Origin of the sequence: Candidatus Pseudomonas adelgestsugas (assembly GCF_004124255.1) — a bacterium.
GTDB classification, from domain to species: domain Bacteria; phylum Pseudomonadota; class Gammaproteobacteria; order Pseudomonadales; family Pseudomonadaceae; genus Aquipseudomonas; species Aquipseudomonas adelgestsugas.
On the sequence record NZ_CP026512.1, the window covers coordinates 453253 to 470747 of the forward strand.

General features: G+C 38.9%; 6 protein-coding genes and 1 rRNA gene. 3 read left to right on the forward strand and 4 right to left on the reverse strand.

Features of this window, described 5'->3' with window-relative positions:
• Positions 1 to 46: 46 nt before the first annotated feature.
• From fis to aroQ, 4 genes are all read right to left on the reverse strand, one after another.
• Positions 47 to 367 carry a DNA-binding transcriptional regulator Fis gene (fis, locus tag C3B55_RS01100; RefSeq protein ID WP_457912706.1) on the reverse strand — a complete coding sequence of 107 codons (321 nt, stop codon included), beginning with the start codon at positions 365 to 367 and terminating at the stop codon, positions 47 to 49.
• A 2140-nt stretch (positions 368 to 2507) separates the two neighbouring features.
• Positions 2508 to 3866, reverse strand: a complete 1359-nt coding sequence (gene accC / locus C3B55_RS01105; protein ID WP_129210715.1) for an acetyl-CoA carboxylase biotin carboxylase subunit — start codon at positions 3864 to 3866, stop codon at positions 2508 to 2510.
• Positions 3867 to 3884: 18 nt separating this feature from the next.
• Positions 3885 to 4325, reverse strand: coding sequence for an acetyl-CoA carboxylase biotin carboxyl carrier protein (gene accB / locus C3B55_RS01110; protein ID WP_129210716.1), 441 nt, complete (start codon positions 4323 to 4325; stop codon positions 3885 to 3887).
• A 13-nt stretch (positions 4326 to 4338) separates the two neighbouring features.
• Complete coding sequence (aroQ, locus tag C3B55_RS01115) at positions 4339 to 4806, reverse strand: type II 3-dehydroquinate dehydratase (protein ID WP_129210718.1); 468 nt, start codon at positions 4804 to 4806, stop codon at positions 4339 to 4341.
• Between the two features lie 1267 nt (positions 4807 to 6073).
• Between aroQ and C3B55_RS01120 the strand changes: the two genes are divergently transcribed.
• The 3 genes from C3B55_RS01120 to C3B55_RS01130 all read left to right on the forward strand — a co-directional run bounded on the left by C3B55_RS01120 (position 6074) and on the right by C3B55_RS01130 (position 17203).
• Positions 6074 to 7123, forward strand: coding sequence for a DUF2333 family protein (locus C3B55_RS01120; protein ID WP_457912683.1), 1050 nt, complete (start codon positions 6074 to 6076; stop codon positions 7121 to 7123).
• Between the two features lie 3095 nt (positions 7124 to 10218).
• Positions 10219 to 11112, forward strand: a complete 894-nt coding sequence (locus tag C3B55_RS01125; protein ID WP_129210720.1) for a PA4780 family RIO1-like protein kinase — start codon at positions 10219 to 10221, stop codon at positions 11110 to 11112.
• 4553 nt (positions 11113 to 15665) lie between these two features.
• Positions 15666 to 17203 (forward strand): 16S ribosomal RNA (locus C3B55_RS01130).
• Positions 17204 to 17495 lie beyond the last annotated feature (292 nt).

The following is a 17495-nucleotide window of genomic DNA, read 5'->3' on the forward strand; positions in this document are numbered from 1 at the left end:
AATGCATACGTTTTTATGTGATTACCTTTTTAGTTCGATTGAATGCTTACAGCAAATTGTACTGTTTGAGCTTTTTGCGTAAAGTGCCACGATTAAGGCCTAGCATGGAACTAGCTTTTGTCTGGTTGCCCTTGACGTGGTCCATTACGCTTTCAAGCAAAGGCGCTTCAATTTCGGAGAGCACCAGGCTGTACAGGTCTTTGACAGAAGCGCCATCAAGGTTAGTAAAATAATTGTGTAGAGCTTTTTTGACGCTCCTACGAAGAGTTTGACCTTCTTCGTTAGGCGTATTGAGGTACTGTTTCAAATTGACGTTGTCGCTCACTGGTGTTATTTCACTCACTAAAGTTTCGATCATCATCATAATGCAGCCAAATTTGCTCCACTCTTTGTCTTTTTTCTCCAGGCTTTTGTAGTGTTCACTGAAAAAACTTATGAAAGCTTGCTTATTATAGCTTTTGTATCACTCAAACAATTAAAGTGGCCAAGAAACTTCTTAGCGCTAGGCAAGTTTACGAGATGTTAATCGGTATTCTTGCAAGTAGCGTGTATTTTAATCTATACTTTATATATAGGCACGTAAGGCGACCAAATACTCTCCTGAAATACGTTTTACTTTGATCAACCACGGTGCTAGTAAGACTAGATTAGCACTCAAAAATGTTTAATTTCACATAAAAATTATCGCTACCTGTTAGGTAGCCAGGTGACTTAGATGGCAATTGGCATCGGTTGCGTATTGCGTGTTTTGGCTTATTCTCAGTTTGGTTGATGTCCACTATATTATGCAGGCCGGTATTAATACTGCCTGCGTTGTTGTGGAAATAGCTTTGTACTTAACATACATCAGTGTATGCAAGGTTAACATATATAGGTATACGTACGATGAGCTCTGTAACTCTTGCTAATTTAGCAAGTTTCGTCACCATTAGTTAATGCTTGTTATCCAGGTCGTAGTCTGTATAAATGTTCGTGGTAACTTGTACATTGACTCTAGCAATAACAGCCTGCCAAATCTTGGCTATTTTGACTGTTAATTTTTTAACAGTGCTTAATTAGTAGCTTTGTTGTATATCTTCTTGATCTGGTAGCCAATATTGATATAAATGATTGACACGTTAATTCTGCATTGGCTTTGGCCATGCCTTTGAGTGTCTGTGCATTATTACTGGTGATCTATACTGAGCAGAGTTTAAAGATTATCTTTATATATTAAAAGTATCCGTAATTTACTGGTGTTCTATAAACTAATTTCGCTGGAAACTATTTTAGAGTTTATTAGCTCCATCGCAGCACCTAAACTCTTGCTGTTGTTAATGTAAGAGCGGCTTAGCAATGTTTTGCTATTTGGGCGAAGATAAAGCTGTTTTGCTGTATGCAAAAGCCGATGCATACTCATTTTACATTGGATACCTCTATTGTAGAGGTTGCTCCTTAAAAATTAAAAATTACTCGTATAATACCAGTTCTAGATGAATGGATAAAGACTAAACTGTATAACATTCAAAAAATTATTTTTTTATTGCTGCTGGTTTAGATATTTAGCATACAATAAATGATTTTTAGTCAAACCAATAAGCATACGCAGTGTGCTGAGGCGATAAAAAACTGTTACTATAATTCAGAGCTTGATTATTATCCAGATCAATATTGTCTATGGAAATATATATAAACATCTATAAAAAAGTATAATAAATATTTCGCTGATGCTCGTTAATGCGCTACTTTGATATTTATCAAGCTTAAAGCGCTACCAGCGTGCTGATCTTGATATAGGTGATACTAATTTTATCGATTTTAGTGGCGTCTAGCCGTAATACGGCAATTGTTATAGTTCCATGAGTCATTGCTAAAATCTAACACATTACAATTATTTCAGTCTAGGTCGCCTAGCTACTGTAGGCATATTATGGTATGATGTGAGGTAGCACTTATGATTTAGAGTTAAACTCGATCATAGCAGTCAGTTGACTGCCTTCGGCTACACGCAGCAAATTTGCTTACTACGTTTTACAGGTATAAATCGAAGCGTATGGGCCATACGTGATCTGTTTAGCTTGGTTATTTGTACTGGTTTTTTTAATTGCTTCACTGTAAAGTTCAACAAAAAAACGCGCTACTGAAGAACAACCATATCCTAACTGGTATAGTAAACGGTACTATTGCTATCTTCGAATAAGTCTAGTTAGTAGGTGTATGACTATAATGAACATGAGGCAGTGCTAAGTTCTAATTAGAAAATTAGTTGGTCCTCAGCGTCAATCAAAGTGACTGATACTGTATTGATTTTTTTAAAAAATCTTCCTTGTGAGTGATGACTCGTTGTAGGCTGATAGCGAGATTGATTTGTCTCGCTTAGATGCTGCTTAGGTTTTTACTTTGATTAATTCTGTGCTTCTGCAGATAAGCTAGCGTTCACATGGTCTTGTAGAATGCTAGGCTCATATTCTATGAACGACAAAGCCTTTACAGATTAACTGTGTTATGATGGGGTGGTTGGGCGTTTACTAATTATTTAGCTTGTGTTCTAAGTAGTGAATGTTCACGCCACCTCTGCAAAATCCTATATCACGAACTAAATCTCGATGCAGCTGGATGTTAGTCTTGATGCCGTCTACTACTATTTCGTCTAGCGCATTACGCATACGAGCCATGGCATTGTCTCGAGTAGCGCCCCAAGTAATTAGTTTACCAATTAGCGAGTCATAGTTAGATGGAATTTTATAGCCGCTATACAAGTGCGAATCAATGCGAACACCATTGCCACCTGGTGCATGAAAATGCTTGACTAAGCCTGGACTTGGAGTAAAAGTTTTTGGGTCTTCGGCGTTAATTCGGCACTCCATGGAATGGCCGTGAATTTTTACGTCGTCTTGGGTAAAGGACAGTGCATTGCCAGCGGCAATGCTTAACATTTCGTGAATGATATCGATACCGGTAACCATCTCTGAAACTGGATGCTCTACCTGCACACGAGTGTTCATTTCTATAAAGAAAAAGCAACCATTCTCATAAAGAAACTCAAAAGTGCCGGCACCACGGTAGTTGATGTCAATACACGTCTTGACGCAGCGAGCCAGTACTTCCTGACGGGCTTTTTCGGCTAGACCAAGTGCCGGAGCTTCTTCTAATACTTTCTGATGGCGACGTTGTAGTGAGCAATCGCGGTCGCCTAGATGGACAGCGTGACCTTGGCCGTCAGATAGTACTTGCACTTCTACGTGACGTGGGTTAGTTAAGTATTTCTCCAGATAAATTATTGGGTTACCGAACCACGCCGTCGCTTCGGAGCAAATCTGCTTCGCAGCTTCGATCAGGTCTTCTTCTTTATGTATGACGCGCATGCCGTGACCACCACCACCGCCAGTGGCCTTGATTATTACTGGGTAACCGACTGTTCGACCAATATGCATAGCGGCTGCATTATCTTTAGGTAATGGGCCATTAGAGCCTGGAACAGTTGGCACACCAGCAGCGATCATAGCGGCTTTAGCCGACACCTTATCGCCCATTAGCCGAATAGTCTCGGCTTTTGGTCCAATAAAAGTGAAACCAGATTTTTCTACCTGCTCAGCGAAATCGGCATTTTCTGCAAGGAAGCCATAGCCTGGATGGATGCCATCAGCGCCAGTTACTTCAGCGGCAGCAATAATGTTTGAAGCTTTGAGATATGAGTTCGTAGCTAATGGTGGACCGATACAGATGCTTTCGTCTGCCAGTTTCACGTGCATCAAGTCAGTATCAGCAGTCGAGTAAACAGCGACAGTCTTGATGCCCTCTTCCTTACAAGCACGCAGGATACGTAGCGCAATTTCGCCGCGGTTGGCTATTAGGATTTTTTGCATTTTCTTCGTAGGTTTTGACATCGGAAGACACCCTATGGTTCAAACGATAGTAAGCAGTGGCTGGTCATATTCAACCGGATGACCGTTTTCTACAAAGATGGATTCGATGATGCCAGATGTTTCAGCAGTGATATAGTTCATCATTTTCATGGCTTCAACGATGCAGATAGTGTCGCCTACCTGTACAGTCGTGCCAACTTCAACGAAAGCTGGTGAGGTCGGTGCTGGTGTACGGTAAAATGTACCAACCATTGGCGACCTAACTACGACGCTGTTCAGCATAGTTGTAGCGGTTGCGACTCGTGTGGCGGCTGGAGCAACAGCAGTCGTTGCCTGCATTTGCGGTGCGTAGAACTGCTGGGCTGATGCCTTGCTTTGACGGCTAATCCGTACGGACGCTTCGCCTTCCTTTATTTCCAGCTCATCGATACCGGATGCTTCTAGTAATTCAATCAATTTCTTAATTTTGCGGATATCCATGAATCCTCAATTCCTAAGGGTCGGTAAGGTGGCGTTTGGCTAGCTGTTTAATTTGTTCCAGAGCAGCCTCGAGTGCTAACCGGTAACCGCTGGCACCAAGTCCGCAGATTACTCCTACTGCTAAGTCAGAGAAGTAAGAGTAATGGCGAAAAGCTTCTCGGTTGTGCATGTTTGATAAATGTACTTCGATGAATGGAATGTTTATTGCCAGTAGCGCGTCACGTAATGCAATGCTTGTATGCGTAAAAGCTGCTGGATTAATCAGGATAAAGTCTAAGCCTTCACTGTGTGCGGTATGGAGACAATTAATTAATTCATGCTCGGCATTGCTTTGTAGGCAAAATAAATGGTGGCCTGCTTCATGTGCCTGTCGCTCTAAATCGAAGTTGATCTGTTTTAGTGTTACTGTACCGTAGATCTCAGATTCACGAGTGCCAAGCAGGTTTAGATTTGGTCCGTGCAGAACTAGCAAGGTAGCCATTGGCTATTCCTTTGTTATTTAAGTAGATATGTTAAAGCTTAGCGGCTATACTGTAAAATTTTTGTGAATGTCTAGTTTTGTGCAGTAAGTAGCACAATTAGCAATGATTGTGCATAATTTTTGAGTATTAGTATAAAAATTTAGTTATTAATAATAAGGTTTTAAGGTTAGTATAAATAAATGTAAAGAAAATATTATTTAATATTGCCGCGTGCTAGTGTAGTACTGGTGTAGTTGTCGTATATTATCTGTTCTGTAGGGGTTGCGGATAAGCGCGGTAGTAATCGGCTAAAATAGCTTGAGATATTTACCTGCTTATTTAAATTGCATGTAGCTGACAGACAGATGATTAGGCGCGGCTGTAAATCTACTAGCCTGGCTACTGTTTAAATTGATTAGATCAAAGTGTTTATAACAATACTGATATTACGCAGTTGTTCGGCATGTAACGCCTTAGCAAGTAAACTGTCTACGGTTTACTCTGCCATGGAGTGCGTGTTGGATTGTATAGATCAAAATATCTATTTTTCTAGCAAACTGAAAGCTTCTAGAATACCAGTATGCAGCTCTGTGTTATTTACTCGCATGGCAAATAAGCGAGTAGTAGATGTCAATTTTATTGTAAACAAAATATCAGCACTAGCTTCTGTTTGGGACTTCTAAGGCTTCATCTGGTAAACTTAAGCTCAATCCTTGGCTGCATAAATCTCTTGACTATCTTGATAAATTCACTGATGTACTGTGCCAGCCAATCTCTTACGGCTGTTTAAAGCGCTCAGCAAAACGCAATGCGTGCAAGTTAGTTGTGCTAAGTTTGGACAAAGCCACATTTACTTATTCTCTGCGTTACAGGTATAGCTAAACCTCAAGAACTTTATGCTCTTGATAAATTTTCTTCTAGAGAACAAAAAACAATGTTTAAGCGCTCATAGTTGAGGTCTTGTGGCTTTATCATATCTTGAATATTTATTGACATTGCATGCTGAGGTAGAATTGATAGTTATATGTATTAGCGCTGCTTTTTCAGGCATTCAGTGTTATGCGCTAAGAATAAATACAAGTTTGCGCTATTAAGTTTTTTTAATATAGACAGTAGGTTATGCTGTATGAAACATTTTTCTTATATGCTAAAGCATTTTCTATATACCACTTTAATTAATTAAAAGCCATTTGTCGTATGCATGATAGTGTATGGTTGTGATTAGAGAATTTAACTGCATTTTGACAATTGGTATGCATTAACTAAAGTGACTGAAAGGATATTTCTGTGCTAGATTGGAAAAACCATGCAGGTATGGTTAAAAACCCAGCTACCCACTCAAAGTCAATCCATCTTCTGATAAGTAAAGTCTTCCTTGGTGTATTGGTTGTATATCTATTGATCATTAGTAGCCTGGGTTGGTATTGGAGTAAAGAACCAGCGCTGTTTCCGGTTAAGAAAGACGTTGAAATTGTCGTTGAGAGGGAAAAAAAGCAGGTAGTTGTTGGCTGCATCACTGTTGACACTCTCAAAACCGTCGTTAGTACTTTACTAAATAAGCCAGGTGGCTTCATTTCTAATGATCGCTTCCCTCCAGGCCTGTGGATGGATAACATGCCTAGTTGGGAATATGGTGTGTTGGTGCAGGTCCGTGACCTAACCCGCGCTCTGCGTAAAGACTTCGCCCGTTCACAGTCGCAGTCGGCTGAAGATACCGATTTAGCTAATGCTGAACCGCGTTTCAACTTTGATAATAAAAGCTGGGTGCTACCAGCGAGCGAGTCAGAATATCAGGATGGCATTAATTTTTTAAGTCGTTATGAAGCGCGCCTATCTGATCCACACCAGAAAAATGCATTGCTATATGCGCGTGCAGATAACTTAAACAATTGGCTAGGTGATGTGGCCACTCGTCTTGGTTCGCTATCGCAACGTCTATCAGCTAGTGTTGGTCAGGTTCAACTAAATACCGCACTGAAACCTGAAGTAATTGCGTCTGGTAAAGTGTCGCAGGTTGATGACGAAGTTGTAGAAACCCCGTGGATGCAGATTGACAACATATTCTATGAAGCGCGTGGTCAAGCTTGGGCACTATATCACTTGCTTAGCGCTATTGAAGTAGATTTTATCGATGTGCTAGCCAAGAAAAATGCGACTGTTAGCGTGCGTCAGATTATTCGTGAGCTGGAGGCCTCGCAGGAACCTGTTTGGAGTCCTATGATTTTAAGTGGTAGTGGTTTTGGTGTCCTTGCTAACCACTCGTTAGTCATGGCTAATTATATTTCTCGGGCAAACGCTGCAGTGATAGATTTGCGTCAGCTTCTTAAGCAGGGGTAGTATGAACTGCTTCTCAAGGCTAACCGTTAGGTTGTGCACTAAGTGTCCTCTGATGCCGCGCTAATATTGCTGTCTTTGTCTGTTTAGACGACCTTCTATCTACTTCGTTTAATTTTGATTTGCATCACTGCTGTTTGATCAGCTATTACATCTTTATCTTCTTATTTAATTTGTTTAGAGGGGGTGGTTATGTATATAAAGTTAGCTAAATGAACTGCTAGAGATCTGAAAAGATCTGAAAAGAAGTACATTAATTTGTGATATAGCATGGTCTCGAGTATGCTACTTCCTATTGTAAGGAAAAATGATAACCGTCTCTACTTTAAATCTTATTTAGCCAATAAGTAATAACCAGCTGCAGGTATAGATGAATGAAGTCATTGAAACGCGGTTTTTATCTCTTGAGATCATCCCAAATTAAAACAACGTTTATGCAAACTACATTTGCAGTTTAATAGCGCTATCTATGTTAAAGCAGAGTATAGTGGTTGGCAAATCCATTTCGCAAATACCGATAAATTATGAAGATTATCAGTGACTCTCAAACTTACATCCTTTGCTACTAGAAGTATTCTAGTATCTTTTTACCGAGCATCATAGCTCAGCATAGAGCTAGCATGTATCAGTCAATAGATCTGTTTGCTTTCGAATAAACTAAGATCCTTAAAAATAACGGAGTTGTTCGTTTGTAGCGCGAGAGTAAAAGACGTACAGTAGTAAGACAATTATTACTATCACCGGTGTACTAATAATTGAAGATGCTCAAAAAAGTTTGCTATTACGCTAAAAAAGCGTTGTGCTGCCAGTGTTGCATTGAAAAGTATGGTCATTGGGATCTACGGTGATGACATTGAATTATTATTAGTTGAGTTGATCAAATTGGGTATAAAATGAAAAAAGCCAGAGGCTAGAGGCTTTTATGAGCATCATATAGATAGCTAGTTTGTTGAGGCAAGGTGTTGACTACGACAGTAGTGGCTGTAACATCTACGCTATCGTTAGCTAAACTTATGATTAATTGTTACTTGCTACGCTACCAATTACACTCGCAGCACTAAATATACTGTTAGTATGGTCAGTATTTTAGATCGTAATCAGAGTTAGTTATCAATCCGCCACTAATCTAGATAAGCCCTCAGCCGGTAAAGGACTGATGAGTTTGATATTGTTTCCGAGCCTGTCGAGGCTAATGCAGGCGACCGCCTGTGTATCTGGTAACTGCAGCAAAAGAAAATGTCGTTATATTTTTATGATGTCCGCTGCAGCCGTTGCTGTAGTAAGTTTGGTCTATCGCTATAAACGGCGTCAGTGTAGTACTTATTTTCCAACAACGTTACTTAAATTTAAGTGTTAATGATTAAGTTTGTTGTACTAGAACGATTTTGATTGTGTTTGACCTCTGATTATTGCTGAGTATAGCGACATATTTATCTATGTGATTATGCTAAAACTCAAGTTTTATCACTTGTAACGCTCTACTTGAGATGTATAATTTAGATACATAAAGTTATTAATAGAGATAATGTAATCGAGAGGGTTAAGTTTGCTTCCATCTAAAATGGATAGCATAAAGTAATATGGATATTCAATGTTTCCTGTTGCTTAAAATGTATATATGCACTTCACGTGCAAGACTTACGTAAGTAGTCACTACCTGTCAAGCAATATTTTGAATATTGCTGACGTATTTTAGCCAATTTAACAACCTCTTGAGCTCGATTTAAATTTTTACATTGGAGGCAAGCAAGAACTTGTTTATATATTCTGCATAAGTATGATGTGTGCGTTATCTAATAACACTAACCTTGGCTAATGCAAGGTTAGTGTTATTGAAGTTTATTATAAAACACTCTCAAAAACTGTAGCTCAATTTATAGATCATGAATAGGTATAAATCGCTCCATTCAGCCTTGACGTGGTCTTTAGAGACATGACCTGTAAACCTTAAGGTAGCTTTGCGTGCTTCAATTACTCTCAGTAGTAATTATTGTTGGTTGTTACTTTTGTCAGTTCTATAGGTCCTATACTATAGTGAGTAATAAGGTGCCTCTAGCTGTTGCCATGAAAGACTTAATTGGGCTTAATGGCCTACATTGTCAATTTTTCGTTGAAGTAAGGTTACTGGAGTGGCGTTCAGGCATTCCAGTCATTTTAACGTGACTTATGAATACGCATTATGTACGCTTACTGCTATAAGCACTTGCCTATAATATGTAATCAACGTAGAAACATGTTATTATAGAAGTAGCACTAATAATAGCCAATAAAACTTAGCCCAGGGCAGGTTGCATGCTAAATTGCGTTAGTGGCATGAATGATAAGCTATACAAAGTTCTGCTGTAAGACGATCACATACAAATTTATAGTGAGTTTATAAAAGTCTTGTGCAACTTTGTTTTGACCGCCATAATTCGTAATTAATACGCAATGTAAAAATGTACGCTTGCCTTTCCATGAGCGGGCTCTGTGAGTTAAGCGTGTAGATTTAGTTAATTATTCGTATAGAGTCAAATAAATAGTATTTAAAGTAATTAGAAAAATTCTATTTTATATTATATAATACAGTGACGATTTCACACGTTTTCTTTGTCTGAATTGTAACAATAATCTGTGCCATAACCTTGAAAAAAAATTTGTCTACTCCATAACTTAGGATTGTATCCTAGCAAGTATAGCAAGTATAGCAAGTTTACCTATCGTCGATATCTCGATACTACTAATGACGGGTGTAAGAGGTGTCAAAGTTACTAGCTAGGAGTTAGTCTGATGCTACAAAAAATTTGATGACTATTGATGCAAATATTAAGTTTTGCTACTTAGCGTTATACGTGCTCAAAGCCTGGGAAGACCATGAATACAGCGTTAATTTATAGTGCCTGGCAACCGTATTATCATTAACCTGCACTACTTCAATTTGCGTTACCAGTAGTTAACGAGCAACAACGAACATCACATATTGTTTGCCAACAAAATTAGCATATTCAGTATGCTATTGAATAACTAAAGATTAGTAGCTACCAACATAGGTAAGCTGATTACCGTTATTTAATACTATATATATGTATTTGGTAATAAAGGACTCATAATAAAAGCCGATGAAGACCCCTAAACGTATTGAGCCAATGATCGAAGATGGTATGATTGATGAAGTGCTGCGAGAACTCATGAGTGGTAAAGAAGCATCTGTTTATGTGGTACGCTGCGGCAATGAATTGCGTTGTGCTAAAGTTTATAAAAAAGCTAATAAACGCAGTTTTCGTCATATGTCTAAATACCAGGAAGGTCGTAAAATACGTAATAGCCGCCTGGCTAGGGCTATGGCTAAAGGCTCTAAGTTTGGCAAGCAAGAAACCGAAGATGCTTGGCAAAACGCCGAGGTAGCCGCATTATTTCGCCTGGCTAGTGCTGGTGTTCGCGTACCTAAGCCTTATGATTTCCTTGATGGCGTTCTGCTTATGGAGTTTATGACTAACGAGTATGGCGCTGCAGCACCGAGGCTGAATGACGTAGCGATAGAGCCGGACAAGGCACGTGAATACCATGCCTTTTTAATTTCTCAGATTGTACTGATGCTATGCACTGGTCTAGTACACGGTGATTTATCTGAGTTTAACGTACTATTGACCACGACCGGACCAGTGATTATCGACCTGCCCCAGGTGATGGATGCTGTTGGTAATAATTATGCGTTTAGCATTCTGGAGCGAGATGTAGGCAACATATCTGCTTATTTCGGACGTTTTGCTCCAGAATTAAAGAATACTCAGTACGCCAAGGAAATGTGGGCACTTTACGCAGCTGGCACTTTGCACCCGACTAGTGCTTTGACCGGTAAATTTGATGAGCCAAAAGAGCTGGTAAATGTATGTAGTGTGATTCGTGAGATAGAAGTAGTGCAGCTAGATAAAAAACGTTACGAGGCAATGTTGGCAGCAGATGATGCGCCGCTGGGTAAAAAGTCTAAAAAACCACTGCCGTATTGGTTGTGATGATCTCACGGTAACTGGAGATTTCAAAAGTGTATGTGGCAGTTGATTTACAATAGTACCTTTAAAAAAGTTATAACTAAAATACTAAATTGCTTATATTATCAGTGCGCAAGTTTTCACATTAATAAGCTTTTGTATTCGTTCTAAGTGTATCCATTAAACGCAGCAGCTGTCAGGTGTCAATTTTTTAGTGAAAGTACAATTTTAACCGATGGCTTGACACTAGTTATGCTCCACCAAGTTTTGTAATGTATTGAGTGTTTTCCATGGCTCAAGAATATTCTAGTTTAGAATTTTTATATGATAGCATGCTATATCTTTTATGCCTATACTGGCTGGGCGCAGGACTTATTACAAAGTCAGTAACTTACTGATCTCCTCTAAATAAAATCCTAAATCTCGCGAGCACTTGATAACTACTAAAGTTTACCAAGTTATTTCGTACTATATACAAAATAGTTAATATTGGTACGATTGATAGCTTTGCATGAGTAGATAGAGATTCTGCACAGTAGCGAATTTATATTTGTGCTAAATGGCTAGCTGTCCCTAGAGAGATGCCTAGCCCTCATTAATATGCAATGAGTAAACAATAGTAATTAGCACTTCTAGGTGCTAGCATGAGAGAATGAACACCGCATAATTTTATTTTATAATGACTATAAATGCACTTACAGAGAAGTTTAACAGGCCGACCAGGTTAAAAATAATTAAATATATAACAAATTTTTACGGCCTAATTTAGGCTTGATGAAGTTCAGCTAAGGTTGCGTTTAAATACTGACTAGGTTAATATTGTAGATTATATTAAGAGGCTACATAATTGCCATCGTGGTACGGATAAAATTATCCGTAGCTTCACAAAATATAACATGTTATGTAAGTATGTAATGTTAAAGAAAGATGACCTACGTTTACTGTATTTCACCAATAATCTAGGCAATGGTAAAGCCAAGGCTACATAGCTAATATAAGTTGTCTAATAGTTAGTTACTTTATGTAATAGTTATTTATTACACCCAAACACATCTAAGATTACTGGGCTGCCGATTCAATCGGGTGCCTAATGAGATTTTGTGTAGTTATGATTTCCAACGTCTTTCCAGGTTTAAGGTTTAATACGATTTAAAGTTATAGCTCGGTGTTTTTAGTAACACAGTCTAGTCTTAGTGTGATACAGTTATTGCATTATTAAGTAATAATCTTTTAAAGCACTACTTTGGTGACGACACTATCTTTAAGTACTTAGCCGCCACTAGTCTAGCTGGTAGTGTATAGCGGGGATCGCGATAAGCAAAGTTTATGCCTGTACCATATTAGGTCTACCTATAAAGCTAATGGTTTGATTTACTGTCCAGTTAAATGCCAATATATTAGCACGTCACAGCTAGATAACTTGATCTAACTATGGCTCATTTTATGAGAGCTAAAAATTGGCTGTCTAGCCGTGTTGCTGAGTTTGTAACTATAATTATTACGGTATTGGTTAGTTTAGTTTTTAGACTAAGTAATTGTTTTGGCTTATAGGTCGCTACGTTGCTTAAGAAATACCTAAATGTCTTATGTGCTGGTCATTTATGCTGCAAGGATAATAAAAAACTGCCTTTATGTATTTCTTCATAAAATTCACATAAATGGGTAAACATAAAAATCATATGTTACTTAGTTTCTGTGGCATGCCTCATGCTGTATTTTAGTAAAATAATCTAGATTATATATTGATACTAGTGTCTTTTATATTTTTTTGTAGTAGTGATTTATTAGATTTTGGTGGCATAGTTAGCGTAGTGCTGGTTGTTGTCCCATAACAAACAAAATCAATTATACTAGTTACAATAGTGAGTCTATTTTGCTACAATTGATTTAATTTTGTAGCACCGCAATTTAGCTACTATACTGGGCATGTATTATAGTCCTGCTACCAATATTTGGTTAAATATTCACCATTACTGATATTCATAATGGCTAGATTCATAAGGCTGGCTGGTGATGCCAGGCTAATTCTATCTTAGTGTGGATGGCTGGGTTATAGCGTATGAGCGTTACTGTTTAGTAATCCAAGGTCATCAGCGTGCTAAAATGTTAGTTCGGGGATATTGCTTAATATAAATTGCGATATACATGTCTGGTTTTGTTAAAAAAGCTAGTAATAGTGTAAGTTGGTTTTAGGTAATCCGGACACTATGCATAATAATTATTGTGTTTGCTATCTTTAGTGATGGCGTTCTGACCTAGCTTTGTGAGTCTGCAGAATTGTTTGTTTTTTATTTTATTTAATGCGTCTGGTAATTTTACTGGTGTAGTTACTATGGGCAAAAACTTGGGCAAAAACTTTGAAGTTTATGGATGTTTCCGTGCTCATCGAGCGCTATATTTAGTGCATAAAGAGCTAATTTTTAAGTCTAAGACAAGTTCCAATGCGATAAAACTGTTAAAATAATTCCTGTGTGTTGCTTTATAGCGCATGAGTTGCAGTAAAGGATATTGCTTTTAGCGTTAGCCAATAACAGGCATAGTGTGATTGTAATTAATGTTACCACTTAGCGCAATCTATGTTAAATATGTTCTGCATTACAGACAATCATGGTTGCAGTATGTTAAGATGCGTAAACATATCCAGGTCACCAATGATATTTCCGGTAATCGTGGTAATTACTAACAAACATGCATTAACTTTTACTGAGCCAGGAAATACCAGACTACGCGATAGTATTACTTTATAATTAGCACCTATATTGTTTAGTGTGCCCAGTTGTTTATACAACTATCCTAGCAGGATTGAGCTTACTGAATAGAAAAAATTTAGTGTAGATTGCAGTAAAAGTAGCTTTGTAATTTTCAGAATATACGGCATAGCTTGACTGGTAGTAAAAACATAACCAACATTCGTAACTAAGGTTTAGTCGGTGCTAATGTAGATCATTTTCCCTTGCGTATCTCCTCCTTATGATAGTAATATTTATTGACTTTCATATCGAAACTGGCGTGGCTGCGTAGACAATTGAATCATATGAATGACATGACTGCTAATGAGCCATGCATAGGCTTTATCTTACATTCATTTCAACAAGCTAGTTTTTTAGTGATAGCGATATTACTATCGACGTATTCTAATATATCCTCCCCACAATTAGAATATTTTCTATGTCCTGTTGGCCAGTTGTTCGATTATTGAAAGTGCTATTCACTCAGTCATGGCGGTATTCCAGTTATTTTTAGTGTAATACACTACCGGCTAAGTATAGCTTTAGGCTGTATTGCGTTTTAAGCAATTGCTGAACCAGATCACAGCACTTATTTTACGGTAAGTCAGCGAGAGGGCTGCACTTTCTTTAAATATGTGCTGGGCGAATTTAACTGTAAGACTAATACACATCGAACACGCGTACTCGAAGTTGGATATTCTACAAAATAAATATAGCAGTAATATAACACTGAGTATTGATGTGTGGTTCGACTTTTAGTCGCTAGATGTGCATGATGGTATCATGCTGTTGAACATTTTTAATGTTATAGCTAATTATATAGTTGTTATAAGGAAGTAGGTCTCCTATATTAACAAATATGGCGTATGGAGTTGTATGTATAAGGAAAAGTGTTACACTATATACATTTACTGGTTTTGGTAAAAATTATGCAGTATTTGATGTTGGACGTAGATCTAAATAATTATAGTCAGTTTCTTAATAAGTATGGTGTAATGTTCCTGTAATGAACTGTGCATGGAAATCTCGGTGAGCGTTTATGTAAGTAATTATGTGCATAATGTGTACTTATAAAAAAGAGTTTGCGGTGCTGGTGCTTTGTATGATTTAGGTTGATAGCGCTGGAATCATCAATGTCATAAATCAACAATTATAAGCATTATGAAGTGCATATTTTTTTACTAGTAACGGTAAAATATCTTGGCTATTCTGTAAATAAAATTAAAGTAAATATGATCGGTATAAAAATACTTCTCTAAGTAGATACTAGTAACGTCTGCACCCTAAGCTTTAGTTAGATGCATACTTTAAGGGGTAAGATAGGACGTTTCTATACACAAGGAGTTTAATCTATTGTGGTTAACGTAGTAGACCAGTAATGCTACCTTGTGGGCTTAATGTTCCTAGTTCTATATTAAGACGTAACAGTTAAAAAATAATGTGTTGGAGCTGGTTGTGCGTTAGTGTTTTAGGGTACTTTTAATCAAAGTCATGTAAATATAAAAAAAGTGTTGACAGCAGTATGTAATGCTGTAAGACTGAGTACTAGACAACAGAGAAAAAATAAAATCTGCTGACACCTCCGAGAAAGTGTCAGAAAGCTTCTAAAAAATTTTACTTGACAAAAAGTAATGACACCACCAAAATGTTTCTTGGTTTAGGTTAAAACAAAATACTAAACCAGCCGCTCTTTAACAACTAAATCAAACAATTTGTGTGGGTGCTTGTGGAGGTTTACTGACTAGTAAACAGTACTATCAGCATCAAAGGTTACTTCGCGAACAATCAACGATGTAACTAAAAATTGCTGAGCTAAAATTTAGATTTTAAAAAAATCTAAAAATAATTAAACTAAAGAGTTTGATCATGGCTCAGATTGAACGCTGGCGGCAGGCCTAACACATGCAAGTCGAGCGGTAGAGAGAAGCTTGCTTCTCTCAAGAGCGGCGGACGGGTGAGTAATGCCTAGGAATCTGCCTGGTAGCGGGGGATAACGTTCGGAAACAAACGCTAATACCGCATACGTCCTACGGGAGAAAGCAGGGGACCCTCAAGGCCTTGCACTATCAGATGAGCCTAGGTCGGATTAGCTAGTCGGTGAGGTAATAGCTCACCGAGGCAACGATCCGTAACTGGTCTGAGAGGATGATCAGTCACACTGGAACTGAGACACGGTCCAGACTCCTACGGGAGGCAGCAGTGGGGAATATTGGACAATGGGCAAAAGCCTGATCCAGCCATGCCGCGTGTGTGAAGAAGGTCTTCGGATTGTAAAGCACTTTAAGTTGGGAAGAAGAGCACTTACCTAATATGTAAGTGTTTTGACGTTACCAACAAAATAAGCACCGGCTAACTCTGTGCCAGCAGCCGCGGTAATACAGAGGGTGCAAGCGTTAATCGGAATTACTGGGCGTAAAGCGCGCGTAGGTGGCCAGTTAAGTTGGATGTGAAATCTCTTGGCTCAACCTGGAAACTGCATTCAAAACTGACTGACTAGAGTATGGTAGAGGGTGGTGGAATTTCCTGTGTAGCGGTGAAATGCGTAGATATAGGAAGGAACACCAGTGGCGAAGGCGACCACCTGGACTGATACTGACACTGAGGTGCAAAAGCGTGGGGAGCAAACAGGATTAGATACCCTGGTAGTCCACGCCGTAAACGATGTCAACTAGCCGTTAGAAGCCTTGAGTTTCTAGTGACGTAGCTAACGCATTAAGTTGACCGCCTGGGGAGTACGGCCGCAAGGTTAAAACTCAAATGAATTGACGGGGGCCCGCACAAGCGGTGGAGCATGTGGTTTAATTCGAAGCAACGCGAAGAACCTTACCAGGCCTTGACATCCAATGAATTTTCTAGAGATAGGAAAGTGCCTTCGGGAGCATTGAGACAGGTGCTGCATGGCTGTCGTCAGCTCGTGTCGTGAGATGTTGGGTTAAGTCCCGTAACGAGCGCAACCCTTATCTTTAGTTACCAGCACATCATGGTGGGCACTCTAAAGAGACTGCCGGTGACAAGCCGGAGGAAGGTGGGGATGACGTCAAGTCATCATGGCCCTTACGGCCTGGGCTACACACGTGCTACAATGGTCGGCACAAAGGGTTGCCAAATCGCGAGGTGGAGCTAATCCCACAAAACCGATCGTAGTTCGGATCGCAGTCTGCAACTCGACTGCGTGAAGTCGGAATCGCTAGTAATCGCGAATCAGAATGTCGCGGTGAATACGTTCCCGGGCCTTGTACACACCGCCCGTCACACCATGGGAGTGGGTTGTACCAGAAGTGGCTAGTTTAACCTCCGGGAGAACGGTTACCACGGTGTGATTCATGACTGGGGTGAAGTCGTAACAAGGTAGCCGTAGGGGAACCTGCGGCTGGATCACCTCCTTAATCGAAAATATCAGTTGCCCCACAAGCTCTCACACAAATTGCTTGATTTATTAATGCATGCCAAAAATCATGCAACCAGATCATATAAAGCTATAGCTTTTATTGTTTATAAAATTTTTGAAAGCTTAAAAATTAGTATTTCATCAAAGTTTTAGTGAACACTAATCTCTAGCCTAAAACTACATTGTTCTTTAAAAATTTGGGTATGTGATAGATAGCCTGAAATATTACTGTCACTTGTAATGGTTCAGGCTAAGGTAAAACTATGCTGTTGCTTTTAACAGCAACAGCA